The sequence below is a fragment of the Pseudomonas sp. AC083 genome (genome assembly GCF_979253165.1).
Map to the genome: position 1 here is coordinate 108,183 of NZ_CEEDDH010000006.1, position 18,486 is coordinate 126,668.

An 18,486-nucleotide genomic window follows, 5' to 3' on the forward strand; every position below is an offset into this window, starting at 1 on the left:
CAGATTATGCACAGGCTAAGACACGGCCTACTTCAGGCCGCCGGTTGGCTGTTTTACCTAAGTTTGTTGATGGGCCTGGCCTTGATGCTGCCCACGTCCACATTCGACTCCGAGTCGAAGGACTTCATTTTCCTGATTGGCGCCGTGGGTATCTGGCGCTACTCGATGGGTGCAACGCACTTTGTGCGCGGCATGATTTTTCTCTACATCGTTTACCCCCACCTGCGTCGCAAAGTACGCAAGCTGGGTAAAGCGGCCGATCCGTCGCATGTGTTTCTGATGGTCACCAGCTTTCGTATTGACGCGCTGACCACCGCGCAGGTCTACAGCTCGGTGATCCGCGAAGCCATCGACTGCGAACTGCCGACCACCATTGTCTGCTCGATCGTGGAAATGTCCGACGAGCTGCTGGTCAAGGCGTTGTGGGCGCGGATGAATCCGCCGGAGCGGGTCAAGCTCGACTTCGTGCGTATCCCCGGGACCGGCAAGCGCGATGGTCTGGCCTTCGGTTTCCGCGCGATCTCCCGTCACCTGCCGGACGACCGTGCCGTGGTGGCCGTGATCGACGGCGACACCGTGCTCGGCGAAGGCGTCGTGCGCAAGACCGTGCCGTGGTTCCAGCTGTTCGGCAATGTCGGCGGCCTGACCACCAACGAGTTCTGCGAAGTGCGCGGCGGCTACATCATGAGCGAATGGCACAAGCTGCGTTTCGCCCAGCGCCACATCAACATGTGCTCGATGGCCCTGTCCAAGCGCGTACTGACCATGACCGGTCGGATGTCGGTATTCAAAGCCTCCGTGGTGACCAATCCGGAGTTCATCGCCGACGTTGAAAGCGACTCGCTGCAACACTGGCGTCTGGGCCGCTTCAAGTTCCTGACCGGTGACGACAAGTCGAGCTGGTTCAGCCTGATGCGCCTGGGTTACGACACCTTCTACGTGCCGGACGCCGCGATCAACACCGTTGAGCATCCGCCGGAAAAGAGCTTCATCAAGGCCAGCCGCAAGCTGATGTTCCGCTGGTACGGCAACAACCTGCGCCAGAACTCCCGTGCACTGGGTCTGGGTATCCGCCGCCTCGGCGTATTCACCTCGGTGGTGCTGTTCGACCAGCGCGTGTCGATGTGGACCTCGCTGCTCGGCCTGACCGTCGCACTGATCGCCAGCTTCAAGTACGGCACCGCGTTCATCCTCGTGTACCTGCTGTGGATCGGCATCACCCGCCTGATCCTGACGCTGTTGCTGTCGTGTTCCGGTCACCGCATCGGCCCTGCTTACCCGGCGATTCTGTATTACAACCAGATCGTTGGCGCCCTGGTGAAGATCTACGTGTTCTTCCGCCTCGACCAACAATCCTGGACTCGCCAGCCCACATCCCTGACCCGTGATCTCGCCAGCTTTCAACGTTGGTTCAACACCTGGTCGTCTCGGACCATGACCTTCTCCGCCGGCAGCATTTTTGTCGCCGTGCTGCTGATGATGGTCTGACCCGCTCCTATTGAATTAACAAGGAAATCGCCCCTATGAATACCGCCGTCAACGTCAACGTAGTGCATGAATCCGAAGCCCAGCGCCAGCACGCTCGCGTGAAAATCCCGGCCAAGCTGCGTTTCTTCGGCCCTGACCGGACTCCGCTCGAAGCGCGGGTCCTCGATCTGTCGGCTGGCGGTCTGGCGTTCAACGCCGGGCAGATGCCGCTGACCATCGGCGAGGTGTACAAGGCGCGTCTGCAATTTGTCATCGACAACCTCGGCCTGGCCATGGACGTTGAACTGCAGGTGCGTTCCTTCGATCGTGCCACCGGCCGCGCCGGCTGCCAGTTCCAGAACCTCGAGCCGCAGGACATTTCCACCCTGCGCCACCTGATCACTTCGCACCTGGCCGGCGACATCGTCAGCATCGGCGAAGTGCTGGCGACCCTGCAGCGCGACAACTTCACCAAGGCGCGCAAGAACAAGACCAACGACACCGGCATGACCCCGTTCGGCCGTCTGAAAGCCGTGACCTTCAGCGCCGGCATTTTCGCTGTCGGCCTGGTCGCTGCCGGTTTTATCTTCAAGTCGGTGTATGGCATGTACTTTGTCAGCCATGCCCAGGCCGGTCTGGTCAGCGTGCCGGGGATGAACATCACCATGCCGCGCGACGGCACCGTACAAAGCCTGGTCAAGTCCGACGGCGTTGCCGCCAAAGGCGCACCGCTGGCGACCTTCAGCACCAGCATGCTCGACGTACTCAAGGGCCATCTGGCCGAAGACCAACTGGCCCCGGCCAAGGTTGAAGAGCTGTTTGGCAAGCAAATGACCGGCACCCTGACCTCGCCGTGCGATTGCACCGTGGCCCAGCAACTGGTGGCTGACGGTCAGTACGCGAGCAAGGGCGACGTGATCTTCCAGTTGGTGCCGCGCAACACCCAGGCCAACGTTGAAGCACGCTTCTCCTATCGCCAGTTCGGTGACGTGCGTCCAGGTACTCCGGTGAGCTTCCAGATCGCCGGCGAAGACAAGACCCGCACCGGCAAGATCGTCAGCAGCACCAGCCTGAAGAGCGCCGACCTGTCCTCCGACATCCGCGTGCAGATCCAGCCTGACGAGCCGCTCGACAGCAGCCTCGCCGGCCGCCCGGTGGAAGTGAACAGCGACCGTGGCCCGAACCTGAACTGGCTGATCGACAAAGCCATGGCTGCCGGTCTTTAAGTCGAGGACATGCCTGTGACTACTCCACCCATCCTCAGAACACCGCTATCACTGTGTGCCCTGGCATTGGCAGTGAGTCTGGCCGGTTGCGCCGGGCTGCCCGACCAGCGTCTGGCCAACGAAGCGCTCAAGCGTGGCGACACCGCCACCGCTGCGCAGAATTACCAGCAACTGGCCGATCTGGGTTACAGCGAGGCGCAAGTCGGCCTGGCTGATATCCAGGTCGACAGCCGCGACCCGGCGCAGATGAAACAGGCCGAGGCGACTTACCGTGCAGCGGCCAGCGTATCGCCGCGTGCCCAGGCACGTCTCGGTCGTCTGCTGGTGGCCAAGCCGGGCTCCACCGAAGCCGAGCACCACGAAGCCGAAACCCTGCTGAAAAAAGCCGCCGCCAATGGCGAAGGCAACACGTTGATCCCGCTGGCGATGCTGTATCTGCAATACCCGCACAGCTTCCCCAACATCAACGCGCAGCAGCAGATCGATCAGTGGCGCAAGTCGGGCTACCCGGAAGCGGGTCTGGCGCAGGTGCTGCTGTATCGCACCCAGGGCACTTACGACCAGCATCTGGATGACGTGGAAAAAATCTGCAAGGCCGCGCTCAACACCACCGACATCTGCTACGTCGAACTGGCCACCGTCTACCAGAAACGTGGCCAGCCGGAGCAACAGGCCGAGCTGATCAAGCAGATGCAGGCCGGTTACAGCCGTGGCACCGTCACCGCGCAGCGTGTCGACTCCGTAGCCCGCGTGCTGGCCGATTCGACCCTGGGCAAGACCGACGAAAAAACCGCGCAGGCGCTGCTCGAGCCGATCGCTCCGGGCTACCCGGCGTCGTGGGTCACCCTCGCGCAATTGCTTTACGACTTCCCCGAACTGGGCGACGTCGACCAGATGATGAAGTACCTGGACAACGGCCGCGCCGCCGACCAGCCGCGCGCCGAACTGCTGCTGGGCAAGGTCTACTACGAAGGCAAAATGGTCCCGGCTGACGCGAAAGTCGCCGAGGAACATTTCCAGAAAGCCGTCGGCCGCGAAGTCGCTGCCGATTACTACCTCGGCCAGATCTACCGTCGTGGCTACCTGGGCAAGGTCTATCCGCAGAAGGCTCTCGACCACCTGCTGACCGCTGCGCGCAACGGCCAGAACAGTGCCGACTTCGCCATCGCCCAGTTGTTCTCCCAAGGCAAGGGCACCAAGCCCGATCCGCTGAATGCCTACGTGTTCAGCCAACTGGCCAAGGCCCAGAACACCCCGCAAGCCGATGAACTGGCAGCGACCCTCGAGGCGCAACTGCCGCCCGAGCGCCTGCCCGAAGCCCGCCGCCTGTTGCAACAGGAACAGGCCAGCCGTGGCGCCCTGAACTCGAACACGCTGCAACTGCACGCCCTGCAAGAAGAAGACGGCGAGGAAAAACTATGAAGCTGAACCCATTCGTGAAGGCCGGTATTGGCCTCACCTTCGCGCTGCTCTGGTCTTGCCCGACACTGGCTGCGATGACTGAAAGCAAGAACTTCGGTCTGGAAGTAAAACTCACCGGCCAGTCCGAAGACGACCGTGACCTCGGCACTGCCGGCGGCGGCGATGTCAACGGCGTGGGCCTCGACCTGCGTCCATGGATCTACGGCGAAAGCGGCGCGTGGAGCGCCTATGCGATGGGGCAGGCGGTGACCTCGACCGACATCATCGAGACCGACACCCTGCAACAATCGGACGGCGCACAGACCACCGACAGCGGCGATCGCGAAACCAAGAAAAACTACCTGGCGATGCGCGAATTCTGGGTCGGCTACAGCGGCTTCACGCCCTACCCTGGCGAGATCCTCAAGTTCGGTCGTCAGCGTCTGCGCAATGACGACGGCCAATGGCGCGACACCAACATCGAAGCGCTGAACTGGACCTTCGATACCACCCTGCTGCGGGCCAACGCCGGTGTTGCCGAGCGTTTCAGCGAATACCGCACCGACTTGAAAGAGCTGGCGCCGAAAGACAAGGATCGCCTGCACGCCTACGCCGACGCTGCTTACCAGTGGACACCGGGCCAGTGGGTCGGCATTCGCGGCCACCACACTCACGATGACGGCAAACTCGATTACGCCGAGCCGGGCGTCCCGCGCGATTCGCTGGACAAGACCGAGAACGGCGACATCAGCTGGATCGGCCTGACTGCCGACAGCGACGCCTACAACTGGCGCAACACCAACACCGTCAACTACTGGGGCAGCATCACCGGCATGAGCGGCGACCGCGACACGGTCAATGCGCTGAACGCCGACGGCACGCGCCCGACACAAGCCAAGCGCAGCGATGACATCAGCGGCTGGGCAGCCGATGTCGGCGTGCGTCTGCGCCTCGATCCGCAGTGGCAAGTCGGCGGTGCCTACGCCCGCGCCAGTGCCGATTACGAGCAGAACGGTCTGGAGAGCAACCGCTCCAACTACACCGGTACCCGCTCGCGCGTGCACCGTTTCGGCGAAGCGTTCCGTGGCGAAATGAACAACATGCAGACCGCCACCCTGTTCGGTTCGTGGATGGTCAACGACGAGTACGACGCCAGCCTGATCTACCACAAGTTCTGGCGTGTCGACGGCAACAAGCCGGTCGGCAGCAACGGCATCAACGCGGTGGAAAACAACACCGACGACGTCACCGGCGCAATCCTCTCCAGCACATCCTTGCCGCTTGAAGATGGCAACAAGGACCTGGGTCAGGAAATGGACCTGGTCGTCACCAAGTACTTCAAGCAAGGCCTGTTGCCGGCGGCGTTGAGCCAGTCGATCGACGAGCCTTCGGCACTGGTGCGTTTCCGTGGCGGTGTGTTCAAACCGGGCGATGCCTATGGCAGCCAGGTTGATTCCTACATGCACCGCGCATTCATCGACGTGATCTGGCGCTTCTGATGCAAACCGCCAAGGGAGTGCCCGACATGATCAGCACCAGAACAGGCTCACTCAGCCTGCTGGCCGGCGCGATGCTGCTGGCCAGCGCCAGCGCCTTCGCCAATGTTGAACCGGCGAAACCTGCGACCGTGGCCAAGGAACTGCAACAGGCCAAGACCTACACCGTCAGCAGCGCGCCGACCGACGCGCTGAAACTGGCCAAGCCGACACTGCCCGACCTGTCCGGCTTCACCGCCGAAGCCGCTGCCGCAAAAATCGTGCGCAGCAAACCGGGCAAGATCAGCGTGCGCCGGATGATGCAGGAAAACGCCCTGAAGGACTTCATCGGCGGCGATAACAAGATGGCCGAATGGGTGGTGCGTCAGCACGGCATCCCGCAGGCGATCTTCATCGACGACGGCTACATGAACCTCAAGGATCTGGCGAAGAAACTGCCCAAGCAGTATTTCAGCGAGACCGCTCCAGGCGTGTATCTGGCCAAATTGCCGATCGTGGTCGGCGAGAAAGGCATCCTCGAAATCGACGGTCAGACCCAGGAACTGCGCCTGTCGCAGGAGGCCGGTTCGTTCCTGGTCAACGACGGCAAACTGTTTGTCAGTGACACCAAAGTCACCGGCTGGCGCGAGAAGGACAATGGCCCGGCAACCTTCCGTTCGCCGAAGGAATTCCGTCCGTTCCTGCTCGCCTGGGGCGGCACCGAGACCTACATCGTCAACAGCAAGATGGCCAGTTTCGGTTACGCCAACAGTAAGTCGTACGGGGTGAGTATTTCCCAGTACACGCCGAACATGGCCAAGGTTCTCAAGCGCCCGGAACCGACCGGCTGGATCGTCGGCTCCGAGTTCTCGGACATGTGGTACGGCTTCTACTGCTACGAAACCAGCGACTTTGTGGTCAAGGGCAACACCTACAAAGACAACATCGTCTACGGCATCGACCCGCATGACCGCTCGCACCGTCTGATCATTGCCGAGAACACTGTCCACGGCACGAAGAAGAAGCACGGGATCATTATTTCCCGTGAGGTCAACGACAGCTTCATCTTCAACAACAAGAGTTTCGACAACAAGTTGTCGGGCCTGGTGATCGACCGTAACAGCGTGAACAACATCATTGCCTACAACGAGATCTACAAGAACCACACCGACGGCATCACGCTCTACGAGTCCGCCGACAACCTGCTGTGGGGCAACAAGGTCATCAGCAATACCCGTCACGGCATCCGTATTCGTAACAGCGTGAACATCCGCCTCTACGAAAACGTCGCCATGACCAACGGCCTGACCGGTATCTACGGCCACATCAAGGACCTGACCGACACCGACCGTGACATCAAGCTCGACCCGTTCGACGCGCAGGTGTCGCTGATCGTCGTCGGCGGCGAGCTGGCGGCCAATGGCAGCGGCCCGCTGTCGATCGACTCGCCGCTGAGTGTCGAGCTGTATCGCGTGTCGATGCTGGCGCCGACCAAGTCCAGCGGCATCAGCTTCAACGGCATTCTTGGCGAGCGCCAGGATGAAATTCTCGACCTGCTGGTGCGCCAGCAGAAAGCCGTGCTGATCGACCCTGTCGAACGCCAGACCGAAATGCAGGACTGAGGATAATTTTTATGCACCCACACATGATCAAACTGCTCAGCCTCTCGGCCCTGACCCTCGGCATTCTCGCTGCCGGCAACGCCCGCGCCGACGCTGAAGGCGCAAGCGCCACGCCGCCGAAGTTCACCGCCGAGCCGTGCTGCAACCTGTGCCCGGCCGCCCATGACGCGAAGAACTACACCACGCGTTATCAGCAGAACTTCACCACCCTGGTACAGGCCCAGGGCGACTGGCTGTTCCGTACCCAGGAAGACCTGCGCACCGAGTTCAACACCACGCCGGCCGGCTACAAGCGCCTGCAACAGTTGCACGATGCGTTCAAGAGCAAGGGCGTAGAACTGGTGATCGTTTACCAGCCGACCCGTGGCCTGGTGAACCGCAACAAGCTCAACCCGCAGGAAAAAGCCGCGTTCGATTACGAGAAAGCGCTGGGCAACTACAAGACCATGCTTGGCCGTTTCGCCAAGATGGGCTACGTGGTGCCGGACCTGTCGCCACTGACCAACGAATCGCTGCCGGACACCCTGCCCGCCCACGATTTCTACTTCCGTGGCGACCAGCACTGGACACCTTACGGTGCCCAGCGCACGGCAAAAATCGTCGCCGAAAAGGTCAAGCAGATCCCGGCCTTCGCCGACATTCCCAAGCGTGAATTCGAGACCAAGCGCTCCGGACGCATGGGCAAGACCGGCACTCTGCACAATATGGCCGGGCAACTGTGCGGCACCAGCTACGCGATCCAGTACATGGACCAGTTCACCACCGAGCCGAAAGGCGAGGCTGGTGACGGCGACCTGTTCGGCGATTCCGGCAATCCGCAGATCACCCTGGTCGGTACATCGCACAGCGGCAAGAACTACAATTTCGCCGGTTTCCTCGAAGAAGCCATCGGCGCCGACATCCTCAACGTAGCCTTCCCCGGCGGTGGCTTCGAAGGTTCGATGCTGCAGTACCTCGGCAGCGAAGAATTCCAGAAGACCCCGCCGAAGATTCTCATCTGGGAATTCTCGCCGCTGTATCGCCTCGACCAGGAAACCATCTATCGCCAGATGATGGCGCTGCTCGATAACGGTTGCGAAGGCAAAGACGCGCAGATGTCCGCCAGTGCCACGCTGAAGCCGGGCAGCAAGCAAGAACTGCTGGTCAACAGCAAGAACCTGAACCTGCAAAACGCCAACCATCAGGTCGACATCCGCTTCGCCGATACGTCGGTGAAAACCCTGCAAGCCACCCTCTGGTACATGAACGGTCGCCACGAGGACATCAAGATCGAGAAACCGGAAACCTCCGACACCGACGGTCGTTTCGCCTTTGAGCTGCGCACGGACGAAGACTGGGCCTCGCAAAACCTGCTGGCGGTCGAAGTCCAGGGTCCTGAAGCCGGACCTGACGCCGCGCCACAAAAAGTCGAAGCGAAAATCTGCAAACGCAACGTATTCCCGGGCGCTGGTCAACAGACCGCGCAGCTCGGGCAATGAGGTCTGCTATGCGAAATCCGAAACTGAAAAACCTGTTGGCACCGACCCTCCTGAGCCTGGCAATGTTCGCCGGGGCAACTCAGGCCGCCGCGCCATTGCGTCCACCGCAGGGCTACTTCGCCCCGGTGGATAAATTCAAGACCGGCGACAAGAGCGATGGCTGCGACGCGATGCCGGCGCCGTACACCGGTCCGCTGCAATTTCGCAGCAAGTACGAAGGTTCGGACAAGGCCCGCGCGACGCTGAACGTGCAGTCGGAAAAAGCCTTTCGCGACACCACCAAAGACATCACTACGCTGGAGCGCGGCACCGCCAAGCGCGTCATGCAGTTCATGCGTGACGGTCGCCCGGAGCAGCTCGAATGCACGCTCAACTGGCTGACCGCGTGGGCCAAGGCTGACGCGTTGATGTCCAAAGACTTCAACCACACCGGCAAGTCGATGCGCAAATGGGCGCTGGGCAGCATGGCCTCGTCGTACATTCGCCTGAAATTTTCCGACTCGCATCCACTGGCCCAGCACCAACAGGAAGCGCAGGTGATCGAAGCCTGGTTCAGCAAAATGGCTGATCAGGTGGTCAGCGACTGGGACAACCTGCCGCTGGAGAAAACCAACAACCACTCGTACTGGGCCGCCTGGTCGGTGATGGCCACCGCCGTCGCCACCAACCGCCGCGACTTGTTTGATTGGGCGGTGAAGGAATACAAGGTCGGCGTCAATCAAGTCGATGCCGATGGCTTCCTGCCCAACGAACTCAAGCGCCAGCAACGCGCCCTCGCCTATCACAACTACGCCCTGCCGCCGCTGGCAATGATCGCCAGTTTCGCCCAGGTAAACGGTGTCGATCTGCGTCAGGAAAACAACGGCGCACTGAAGCGTCTCGGTGATCGCGTGTTGGCCGGCGTCAAGGACCCTGATGAGTTCGAGGAAAAGAACGGCAAAAAGCAGGACATGACCGACCTGAAAGAGGACATGAAATTCGCCTGGCTCGAACCGTTCTGCACGCTCTACACCTGTGCGCCGGATGTGATCGAGAAGAAGCGCGACATGCAACCGTTCAAGACCTTCCGTCTTGGCGGCGACCTGACCAAGGTCTACGACCCGTCGCATGAAAAGGGCAACAAGGGTTCCTGAAAACACTGATGGCTGATCGTTCCCACGCTCCGCGTGGGAATGCAGCCCGGGACGCTCCGCGTCCCATGCCGAAGCGGACGCAGAGCGTCCATTGAGGCATTCCCACGCAGAGCGTGGGAACGATCGCAGGACTGTTTCACCCCTCCACTACCACGGGGGGTTTGGGGGGGCTTTGGCCCTTGACTGTTGGTTCAAACATGGAGAGATCGGGATGGTATTTTCATCCAACGTGTTCCTGTTTCTGTTCTTGCCGATCTTTCTCGGCTTGTACTACCTGAGCGGGCAACGCTATCGCAACCTGCTGCTGCTGATCGCCAGCTACGTGTTCTACGCCTGGTGGCGGGTGGACTTCCTCGCGCTGTTCGCAGCGGTCACGCTGTGGAACTACTGGATCGGCCTCAAGGTCGGTGCTGCCGGCGTGCGAACCAAACCGGCGCAGCGCTGGCTGCTGCTCGGCGTGGCCGTCGACCTGTGCATTCTGGGCTACTTCAAGTACGCCAACTTCGGTGTCGACAGCATCAACGAGATCATGACTTCGTTCGGTCTCGAGCCGTTCATCCTCACCCACGTGCTGCTGCCGATCGGTATTTCGTTCTACATCTTCGAATCGATCAGCTACATCATCGACGTGTACCGTGGCGACACTCCGGCCACGCGTAACCTGATCGACTTCGCAGCATTCGTGGCGATCTTCCCGCACCTGATTGCCGGCCCGGTCCTGCGTTTTCGCGACCTCGCCGATCAGTTCAACAACCGCACGCACACCCTCGACAAATTCTCCGAGGGCTGCACGCGGTTCATGCAGGGTTTCATCAAGAAAGTCTTTATTGCCGACACCCTCGCCGTGGTCGCCGACCATTGCTTCGCCCTGCAGAACCCGACCACGGGTGATGCCTGGCTCGGTGCGCTGGCGTACACCGCGCAGCTGTACTTCGACTTCTCCGGCTACAGCGACATGGCCATCGGCCTGGGCTTGATGATGGGTTTCCGCTTCATGGAAAACTTCAAACAGCCGTACATCAGCCAGTCGATCACCGAGTTCTGGCGCCGCTGGCACATCAGCCTCTCCACCTGGCTGCGTGACTACCTGTACATCACCCTCGGCGGTAACCGTAAAGGCACGCTGATGACCTATCGCAACCTGTTCCTGACCATGCTCCTGGGTGGTCTGTGGCACGGCGCGAACATCACTTACATCATCTGGGGCGCCTGGCACGGCATGTGGCTGGCGATCGAAAAAATGCTCGGCCTGAACACTTCGCCGCGCAGCCTCAACCCGATCCGCTGGGCACTGACTTTCCTGCTGGTAGTAATGGGCTGGGTGATCTTCCGTGCCGAGAACCTGCACGTTGCCGGGCGCATGTACGGCGCAATGTTCAGCTTCGGCGACTGGTCGCTGTCGGAACTCAATCAGGCCAGCCTCACCGGCCTGCAAGTGGCAACCCTGGTGGTGGCTTACGTGACCCTGGCGTTCTTCGGCCTGCGTGATCTGTACACCAATCAGCCGCCAGCCAAGACCAAACCTGAAGTCAACGTCGAGGCCGATGGCCCTGCCACTGCGACTCCGGGAATGATCAAGGCAGCACCTGGCGAAAATCCGGCGAGCATCCACGAACCTGGCTACACCGTTGGCGTCGAAGCCCAGGTGCAACCGGCCTACTGGACCGCTGACTGGTCGCGCTACGTGATGCGCGGGCTGATCCTGCTGCTGTTCATCGCCTCGATTCTCAAACTCTCGGCGCAAAGCTTCTCGCCGTTCCTTTACTTCCAGTTCTGAGGGATCTGACATGACCCGCTCATTACGCATCTTCTACATCGCCCTGTTCCTGGTGACGCTGTTGGTCCTCGGTCTGTGGTCGATTCGCAGCTTCTTCGGCTTCAGCACCAACGCCGACGCGACGGTGCTCAATGGCCGCTGGACCAAGGCGGTGGAAACCCACTACGACGATGAATTCCCGATCAAGCGTCTGGGCACCAATCTCTGGGCCGCGCTGGATTTCAAACTGTTCAACGAAGGTCGTCCGGGCGTCGTGCTCGGCCGCGACCAGTGGTTGTACAGCGATGAAGAATTCAACCCGATCGTCAACGAACAGCAAAACCTGCAAGGCAACTACGCGCTGGTCGAAGGCGTGCGCCAGACCCTGAAAGAGAAAGGCGTGAAACTGGTGATGGCGATCGTCCCGGCCAAGGTGCGTCTGTATCCGGAGCATCTGGATGAAGTGAAGCCTTCGAGCATTCACCAGAACCTGTATCAGGATTTCCACGCCCGTGTCGCGGCCGACAAGATCCTCGCCCCTGACCTGCTCGGCCCGCTGCAACAGGCCAAGCAGAACGGTCAGCAAGTGTTCCTGCGCACCGACACCCACTGGACGCCGGAAGGCGCCGAGATCGCCGCCAACACGCTGGCGAAGACCATTGCCGAGAAATTCCCGCTGAGCGGCGAGCCACAGCGCTTCGTCACCACGCCAGCAGAGAAGGTCACGCACAAGGGCGATCTGCGTCTGTTCCTGCCGCTCGATCCGCTGTTCGAAAACATGATGCCGGCGCCTGAGCCACTGCTCAAACGCAACACCGTTGCCGCCGAGCAACCTGCCGGTGACGACGCCCTGTTCGCCAACAGCGAAGTACCGGTCGCGCTGATCGGCACCAGCTACAGCGCCAACCCCAACTGGAACTTCGTCGGTGCGCTCAAACAAGCGCTGCACAGCGACGTCGTCAACTACGCCGAAGACGGCCATGGCCCGATTCTGCCGATGCTCAGCTACCTGAAAAGCGATGACTTCAAGAACAGCCCGCCACAAGTGCTGATCTGGGAGTTTCCTGAACGATATCTGCCTGTGAACAACGAAATCGGCGACGCCGACCCGCAGTGGGTCGCAGAGCTCAAACAAGCCGGCGCCCGCCAACAAAACGTAGCCATCAACACTAAATCCGAGACGCCCGATCGGGCGCAAAACTGAAAGAGAGGTACACCATGACTTTCACTACAACTCCTCGTCGTCTCGCTAAAAGCTTCGCACTGGTTGCTGGCCTCAGCGTACTTTCCGTCCCAGCCTTTGCCGGCGGCGACGCCGCGCTGTACGGCCCGACCGCACCGAAAGGCTCGACCTTCGTGCGTGTCTACAACGCCAGCAACGCTGAAGTCAGCGCGACTGTCGGCAGCACCAACCTGAGCGACATCGCGCCACTGGCCAGCAGCGACTTCAGCTTCATGCCAGGCGGCGACTACAGCGCCAAGGTCGGCAGCCAGACCCTGCCGGTGAAACTCGCCGGTGACCACTACTACACCCTGGTCAACAACGCTTCCGGCGCGCCACAACTGATCGAAGAGCCGCCGTTCAAGAACAAGCAGAAATCCCTGGTTCGTGTACAGAACCTCAGCGACAAACCGCTGACCCTGAAGACCGCCGACGGCAAGACCGAAGTGGTGCCGAACGTGGCAGCCAAGGGTCGTGGCGAACGTGAAATCAACCCGGTGAAAGTCAGCCTGGCACTGTACGAAGGCGACAAGAAAGTCGGCGACGTGAAACCGGTCGCTCTGGAGCGTGGTGAGGCAGCCGTGCTGTACGTCACCGGCAACGGCAGCAACTTGTCGCCAGTCTGGGTGAAACGCCCGGTGTCGACTCGCTAATCGCTCGAGCTATCAGCTACTAGCTTCAAGCTGCAAGTGAAGTGCTTCTAACTCACCACTTGCAGCTTGCAGCTCTCAACTGCATTTTATGGAGTAAACATTATGATTCCGGTGATCTTGTCAGGTGGTAGCGGTTCGCGTCTGTGGCCTCTTTCGCGCAAGCAATTCCCCAAGCAATTCCTCGCCCTGACCGGCGAACACACACTGTTCCAGCAAACCCTCGAGCGCCTGGTGTTCGAAGGCATGGACACGCCGATCGTGGTCTGCAACAAGGAACACCGTTTCATCGTCAACGAGCAACTGGCCGCACGCAATCTGGAATGCCAGCGCATCCTGATGGAACCGTTCGGCCGCAACACTTCGCCGGCCGTGGCGCTGACCGCGATGATGCTGGTCAATGAAGGCCGTGACGAACTGATGCTGGTGCTGCCGGCCGACCACGTGCTGGAAGACCAGAAAGCCCTGCAACGTGCGCTGGCCCTGGCCACCGTCGCTGCCGAGAACGGCGAAATGGTCCTGTTCGGTGTGCCGGCGACCAAACCGGAAACCGGTTATGGCTACATCAAATCCACTGCTGATTCGCTGCTGCCGGAAGGCGTAAGCCGCGTCTCGCACTTCGTCGAAAAACCGGACGTCAAGCGCGCCACCGAGTACGTCGAATCCGGCGGCTACTACTGGAACAGCGGCATGTTCCTGTTCCGCGCCAGCCGCTTCCTCGAAGAACTGAAAAAGCACGATCCGGACATCTACGACACCTGCCTCCTGACCCTTGAGCGCAGCCAGCAGGACGCCGACACCATCACCTTCGACGAAGCCACCTTCGCCTGCTGCCCGGACAACTCCATCGACTACTCGGTGATGGAAAAAACCCAGCGCGCCTGCGTGGTGCCGCTGACCGCCGGCTGGAGCGATGTCGGCTGCTGGTCGTCGCTGTGGGAAGTCAACGAGAAAGACGCCAACGGCAACGTCAGCAAAGGCGATGTGGTCATCCAGGACAGCAAGAACTGCATGATCCACGGCAACGGCAAACTGGTCTCGGTAATCGGCCTGGAAAACATCGTCGTGGTCGAAACCAAGGACGCGATGATGATTGCCCACAAGGACAAGGTCCAGGGCGTCAAGCAGATGGTCAACACCCTCGATGCCCAGGGCCGCAGCGAAACCCAGAACCACTGCGAAGTGTATCGTCCGTGGGGCTCGTACGACTCGGTGGACATGGGCGGGCGTTTCCAGGTCAAGCACATCTCGGTCAAGCCGGGCGCGTGCCTGTCGCTGCAGATGCACCACCACCGCGCCGAACACTGGATCGTGGTCAGCGGCACCGCCGAAGTGACCTGCGACGAGAACGTGTTCCTGCTCACCGAAAACCAGTCGACCTACATCCCGATCGCCTCGGTGCATCGCCTGCGCAACCCGGGCAAGATCCCGCTGGAAATCATCGAAGTGCAGTCGGGTTCGTACTTGGGTGAAGACGATATCGAACGTTTCGAAGATATCTACGGCCGCTCCACCCCGATCGAACGCGGCGTGTCGGTGAAGACCATCGCGCAGTAATCGATCACTAAAACGAGAAGCCCTCGTCCAGCCCGTTGCGTTCCCTATCCGCAGCGGGCTGGGCGGGGGCTTTTTTTGTCCTGATTCTGTGTCGCCTGCAATGGCCTCTTCGCGAGCAGGCTCGCTCCCACAATTCAAATGCATATCTGTGGGAACGAGCCTGCTCGCGAAGAGCCGGTCAGACGCCGCAAGTCCCGATGCCCATCGCCAACCTCCCCCACGCTTAGGTAGGATGCCTCTCTGTCTCTGCGAGGTTATCCGACATGTTCATCGGCATCCTGCTGGTCATCACCTGGCTGATCCTGCTGCTGCGCTATCCGGCCAAGGCCTTGCCGGTGTCGGTGGCCGCTGCCATCGGCCTCGGCTTCGTGGCGATGTGGGTGGTGTGGCTGGACAACCGCGAGATCAAGCAACTGGCGCGTCTGGAACTGCGTATTGCCTATGCTCCCGAGCATTGCCCGGCCGACCGGCCGCTGCAATTGAAAATGAACAACGGTAACGATGTGCCGCTGACCGAACTGCGTTGGCGCATCGCCGCGCATGCGCCGGGCGATACGGTCAATCTGGCCGACAATCAATACACCGCCCCGCGCTATCGCGGCCCCGGCGAACTGCAGGCCGGCGCGACCTGGGAAGATTGCTTGCCCTTGCCGCCGCTGCGTCCCGGCTATCGCCCGCAAACCCTGGAGTTTCGCGCCGAGCATTTGCAGGGTAGTTTTGCCGACTGATCCCCTCCCCCGACTTTTTTGCACAAGGAATGCGCCATGCCCGTTGCGTTGATTACCGGTTGTTCCAGCGGCATCGGCCGCGCCTTGGCCGACGCGTTCAAAGCGGCCGGCTACGAAGTCTGGGCCAGTGCGCGCAAGACTGAAGACGTCGCTGCGCTCAGCGCCGCCGGTTTCACCGCGATTCAGCTGGACGTCAATGATGGCGCCGCGCTTGAGCAACTCGCCGAGCGTCTGAACCAGCAACACGGCGGCCTCGATGTGTTGATCAACAACGCCGGTTACGGCGCGATGGGGCCGCTGCTCGACGGCGGCGTGCAGGCGATGCAGCGCCAGTTCGAAACCAATGTATTTTCGATTGTCGGCGTCACCCGCGCGTTGTTTCCGCTGCTGCGTCGGGCCAAGGGGCTGGTGGTGAATATCGGCAGTGTGTCGGGTGTTTTGGTCACGCCGTTTGCCGGCGCCTACTGCGCGTCGAAAGCGGCGGTGCATGCGCTTAGCGATGCCTTGCGCATGGAGCTGGGACCGTTTGGCATCCGTGTGATGGAAGTCCAGCCCGGCGCCATCGAATCGAGCTTTGCGAAGAATGCCGGACATGAAGCCGAGCTATTGATCAACGAGCAGTCGCCGTGGTTTCCATTGCGGGAAGGCATTCGGGCACGGGCCAAGGCATCGCAGGACAAACCCACCCCGGCCAGTGAGTTTGCTGCCGAGCTGTTGAAAGCGGTGCAGCAGAGCAAGCCGCCACGGCTGGTTCGCATCGGCAACGGCAGTCGGGCGTTGCCGTTGTTGGCGGCGGTGTTGCCGAAGGGTTTGCTGGAATCGACGTTGATGAAGCGCTTCGGGTTGCACCTGAAATTCTGATCCAGAAGTTTGAGCTCGCCAGCGGCGAGCTCAAACAATCACGACCTAGTAACTGCGGAGCATCAACGCGGAACGGCCGTCAGATTGGGCAGGGATTCAAACGCTGGAGATTGTCCCTTTGCCGCGGGGTATAACAACTGGATGGAGACTGCGACTTCCTCGCCCGGGATTAACACATACCGGTCACCCGGTGGCGTAGCCAATTCGACAATCCCTTCTTTTGCATCATGCACTACATCAAGCCACGGATTGGCATAAATGCTCGTTCCCGTCGGTAAACCCGCACTTGAAAACTTCCATTGGGCAATCGATTGATCACTGGCTTTAACCATAACGTCATAACTGTAGATCCAGCCGCCGGTCACAGTATCCTGCCATTTTGCAGCGAATACCTGACGGGTCGAAATCGCCTGCTTTCCATCTGGCTGGACGAGTACAGGAAAGTATCCTTCCTCATAACTGGGCTGATAATAAACTATGCCGAATATCTCGGAAATCTTTGAAGAGTCCATGTTTACAGGTGTTGTAAACGTCAGCGTGCGCCGCGGATTCCACCCTTCAAATTGATCTTCGGTAATGGTCAAAGTACTGATCTTCAAATCTTCTGAATAGCTCATCTGCGCACCGCTGGAAGGCATCGAAGCGTGCAGGAAAGCCGCACCGTCGCGAGCCCGAAACTGCATACGCGAGCCTACGGGAGGTGGCGTACCATCGGTCAACATTGTAAAACTTAAAGTCACCGGTTCACCGCTGATTATATGACTGACGCGATCGTCCATTCTGATACTAATCAGTTCCATAACTTAACATTCCTTTTTAAAAGCAAATATATGCCGAGGCCTGAATGCAATCGGCAAAAACTTATATCAATGGGTCGTGCCATATTCATGGCGACAGGAAAACACTAACACAATAATGAGTTAAGAAATCGAAGCACAACAGCAACTTACAATTAACCAAACCTTCAAAAAAGAAAAAACCAAACAAACAAAACATAGTCGAGGAGTAAAAATCGCGAGAACCCTGACTTTCTCGCGAAATACTGTTAGTTCAGGCCGTCAACTATGACCGTGCAAGTAATCCCCGCCGCCAGCAACACCCCCGCCGGCACCTCATCAATGTGAATCCTTACCGGCACCCGCTGAGCCAACCGCACCCAGTTGAACGTCGGATTCACATCCGCAATCAGCTCGCGGCTTTCCGGGTTGTCGCGGTCGTAGATGCCGCGCGAAATGCTCTCGACATGGCCCTTGAGCACTTCGCCGCTCATCAACTGCATATCGGCTTTGTCACCCACTTTGACGTGCGGCAGTTTGGTCTCTTCGAAAAATCCGTAAACCCAGAACGAGTTCATGTCGACCACGGCCATTTTCGCCTCGCCGATGCGCGCGTAATCACCGCGATGCACATTGAGGTTGGTCACGTAGCCGTCCACCGCCGCACGCACTTCGGTGCGTTTGAGGTTGAGTTCGGCGGCTTCCAATTGCGCCTGGGCGTGTTGGTAATCGGCCAGCGCGGCGTCGGCGATGTTGCTGGCGTCGTCGCGGTTTTCCTTGGAGATCACCAGATTGTCGAGGTCGGCGCGGCGGTGCGCGTTGACCTTGCGCATTTCCCAGGTCGACTTGCGCGAAGCCACCAGTGACTGCGCCTGCTTGACCGCGATGCGGTAGTGCTCGGGGTCGATGCGCATCAGCAGATCGCCCTTCTTCACCAACTGGTTGTCGCGCACCGGCACTTCGACCACTTCGCCGGTGACGTCGGCGGCGACGTTGATGATGTCGGCACGCACGCGACCATCGCGGGTCCACGGCGTGTTCATGTAGTGCTCCCACAACGTGCGGCCGATCCACAGCGCCAGGGCCAACACCAGCAGGGTCGCGAGCAGGCTGAAAAACTTTTTCATCAAGATG

General features: G+C 60.1%; 15 protein-coding genes. 13 read left to right on the forward strand and 2 right to left on the reverse strand.

Annotation, left to right across the window (positions count from 1 at the left end; translation table 11 throughout):
- Positions 1-6 precede the first annotated feature (6 nt).
- From alg8 to AC0IXA_RS12035, 13 genes are all read left to right on the forward strand, one after another.
- Entirely contained in the window at positions 7-1,488 is a 1,482-nt protein-coding gene (gene alg8 / locus AC0IXA_RS11975; protein WP_408005039.1) for a mannuronan synthase, read from the forward strand.
- A gap of 35 nt (positions 1,489-1,523) precedes the next feature.
- On the forward strand, positions 1,524-2,693 hold the full coding sequence (locus AC0IXA_RS11980) for an alginate biosynthesis protein Alg44 (protein ID WP_024011680.1): 1,170 nt from the start codon (positions 1,524-1,526) through the stop codon (positions 2,691-2,693).
- 9 nt (positions 2,694-2,702) lie between these two features.
- Positions 2,703-4,115, forward strand: coding sequence for an alginate biosynthesis TPR repeat lipoprotein AlgK (algK, locus tag AC0IXA_RS11985; protein WP_073473671.1), 1,413 nt, complete (start codon positions 2,703-2,705; stop codon positions 4,113-4,115).
- Positions 4,112-5,593 (forward strand): alginate export family protein, encoded by a 1,482-nt coding sequence (locus tag AC0IXA_RS11990; RefSeq protein WP_110600255.1) that lies wholly within the window; start codon positions 4,112-4,114, stop codon positions 5,591-5,593. The genes algK and AC0IXA_RS11990 overlap by 4 nt, the downstream gene beginning before the upstream one ends.
- Before the next feature lie 26 nt (positions 5,594-5,619).
- Positions 5,620-7,191, forward strand: coding sequence for a mannuronan 5-epimerase AlgG (algG, locus tag AC0IXA_RS11995; RefSeq protein WP_471813168.1), 1,572 nt, complete (start codon positions 5,620-5,622; stop codon positions 7,189-7,191).
- 11 nt (positions 7,192-7,202) lie between these two features.
- On the forward strand, positions 7,203-8,669 hold the full coding sequence (locus AC0IXA_RS12000; protein WP_471813170.1) for an alginate O-acetyltransferase: 1,467 nt from the start codon (positions 7,203-7,205) through the stop codon (positions 8,667-8,669).
- Positions 8,670-8,677: 8 nt separating this feature from the next.
- Entirely contained in the window at positions 8,678-9,802 is a 1,125-nt protein-coding gene (locus AC0IXA_RS12005) for a mannuronate-specific alginate lyase (protein WP_122601884.1), read from the forward strand.
- Positions 9,803-10,013: 211 nt separating this feature from the next.
- On the forward strand, positions 10,014-11,579 hold the full coding sequence (locus AC0IXA_RS12010; protein ID WP_024011674.1) for an MBOAT family O-acyltransferase: 1,566 nt from the start codon (positions 10,014-10,016) through the stop codon (positions 11,577-11,579).
- 10 nt (positions 11,580-11,589) lie between these two features.
- Positions 11,590-12,762, forward strand: coding sequence for an alginate O-acetyltransferase (locus AC0IXA_RS12015; RefSeq protein WP_016771604.1), 1,173 nt, complete (start codon positions 11,590-11,592; stop codon positions 12,760-12,762).
- 14 nt (positions 12,763-12,776) lie between these two features.
- On the forward strand, positions 12,777-13,433 hold the full coding sequence (locus AC0IXA_RS12020; RefSeq protein WP_016771605.1) for an alginate O-acetyltransferase AlgF: 657 nt from the start codon (positions 12,777-12,779) through the stop codon (positions 13,431-13,433).
- 102 nt (positions 13,434-13,535) lie between these two features.
- A complete protein-coding gene (locus AC0IXA_RS12025) occupies positions 13,536-14,987 on the forward strand; it encodes a mannose-1-phosphate guanylyltransferase/mannose-6-phosphate isomerase (RefSeq protein ID WP_341639132.1) in 1,452 nt (483 codons plus the stop codon).
- A gap of 263 nt (positions 14,988-15,250) precedes the next feature.
- A complete protein-coding gene (locus AC0IXA_RS12030) occupies positions 15,251-15,715 on the forward strand; it encodes a multidrug transporter (protein WP_471813173.1) in 465 nt (154 codons plus the stop codon).
- Positions 15,716-15,751: 36 nt separating this feature from the next.
- A complete protein-coding gene (locus AC0IXA_RS12035; protein WP_341639131.1) occupies positions 15,752-16,576 on the forward strand; it encodes an SDR family oxidoreductase in 825 nt (274 codons plus the stop codon).
- Positions 16,577-16,638: 62 nt separating this feature from the next.
- Here the strand turns inward: AC0IXA_RS12035 and AC0IXA_RS12040 are convergent, their stop codons facing one another.
- Together AC0IXA_RS12040 and AC0IXA_RS12045 are read right to left on the reverse strand one after the other, a co-directional pair.
- Complete coding sequence (locus AC0IXA_RS12040) at positions 16,639-17,376, reverse strand: hypothetical protein (RefSeq protein ID WP_016771609.1); 738 nt, start codon at positions 17,374-17,376, stop codon at positions 16,639-16,641.
- Between the two features lie 245 nt (positions 17,377-17,621).
- Positions 17,622-18,479: an efflux RND transporter periplasmic adaptor subunit gene (locus tag AC0IXA_RS12045; RefSeq protein ID WP_016771610.1), complete on the reverse strand. Its 858-nt coding sequence runs from the start codon at positions 18,477-18,479 to the stop codon at positions 17,622-17,624.
- Between the last annotated feature and the right edge of the window lie 7 nt (positions 18,480-18,486).

Coding starts and splice junctions, on each gene's coding strand:
- AC0IXA_RS12015 (WP_016771604.1), top strand. CDS start 11,590: ATGACCCGCTCATTACGCATCTTCTACATCGCCCTGTTCCTGGTGACG.
- algG (WP_471813168.1), top strand. CDS start 5,620: ATGATCAGCACCAGAACAGGCTCACTCAGCCTGCTGGCCGGCGCGATG.
- AC0IXA_RS12045 (WP_016771610.1), bottom strand. CDS start 18,479: ATGAAAAAGTTTTTCAGCCTGCTCGCGACCCTGCTGGTGTTGGCCCTG.
- algK (WP_073473671.1), top strand. CDS start 2,703: ATGCCTGTGACTACTCCACCCATCCTCAGAACACCGCTATCACTGTGT.
- AC0IXA_RS12025 (WP_341639132.1), top strand. CDS start 13,536: ATGATTCCGGTGATCTTGTCAGGTGGTAGCGGTTCGCGTCTGTGGCCT.
- AC0IXA_RS12010 (WP_024011674.1), top strand. CDS start 10,014: ATGGTATTTTCATCCAACGTGTTCCTGTTTCTGTTCTTGCCGATCTTT.
- AC0IXA_RS12000 (WP_471813170.1), top strand. CDS start 7,203: ATGCACCCACACATGATCAAACTGCTCAGCCTCTCGGCCCTGACCCTC.
- alg8 (WP_408005039.1), top strand. CDS start 7: ATGCACAGGCTAAGACACGGCCTACTTCAGGCCGCCGGTTGGCTGTTT.
- AC0IXA_RS11990 (WP_110600255.1), top strand. CDS start 4,112: ATGAAGCTGAACCCATTCGTGAAGGCCGGTATTGGCCTCACCTTCGCG.
- AC0IXA_RS12005 (WP_122601884.1), top strand. CDS start 8,678: ATGCGAAATCCGAAACTGAAAAACCTGTTGGCACCGACCCTCCTGAGC.
- AC0IXA_RS12040 (WP_016771609.1), bottom strand. CDS start 17,376: ATGGAACTGATTAGTATCAGAATGGACGATCGCGTCAGTCATATAATC.
- AC0IXA_RS11980 (WP_024011680.1), top strand. CDS start 1,524: ATGAATACCGCCGTCAACGTCAACGTAGTGCATGAATCCGAAGCCCAG.
- AC0IXA_RS12035 (WP_341639131.1), top strand. CDS start 15,752: ATGCCCGTTGCGTTGATTACCGGTTGTTCCAGCGGCATCGGCCGCGCC.
- AC0IXA_RS12020 (WP_016771605.1), top strand. CDS start 12,777: ATGACTTTCACTACAACTCCTCGTCGTCTCGCTAAAAGCTTCGCACTG.
- AC0IXA_RS12030 (WP_471813173.1), top strand. CDS start 15,251: ATGTTCATCGGCATCCTGCTGGTCATCACCTGGCTGATCCTGCTGCTG.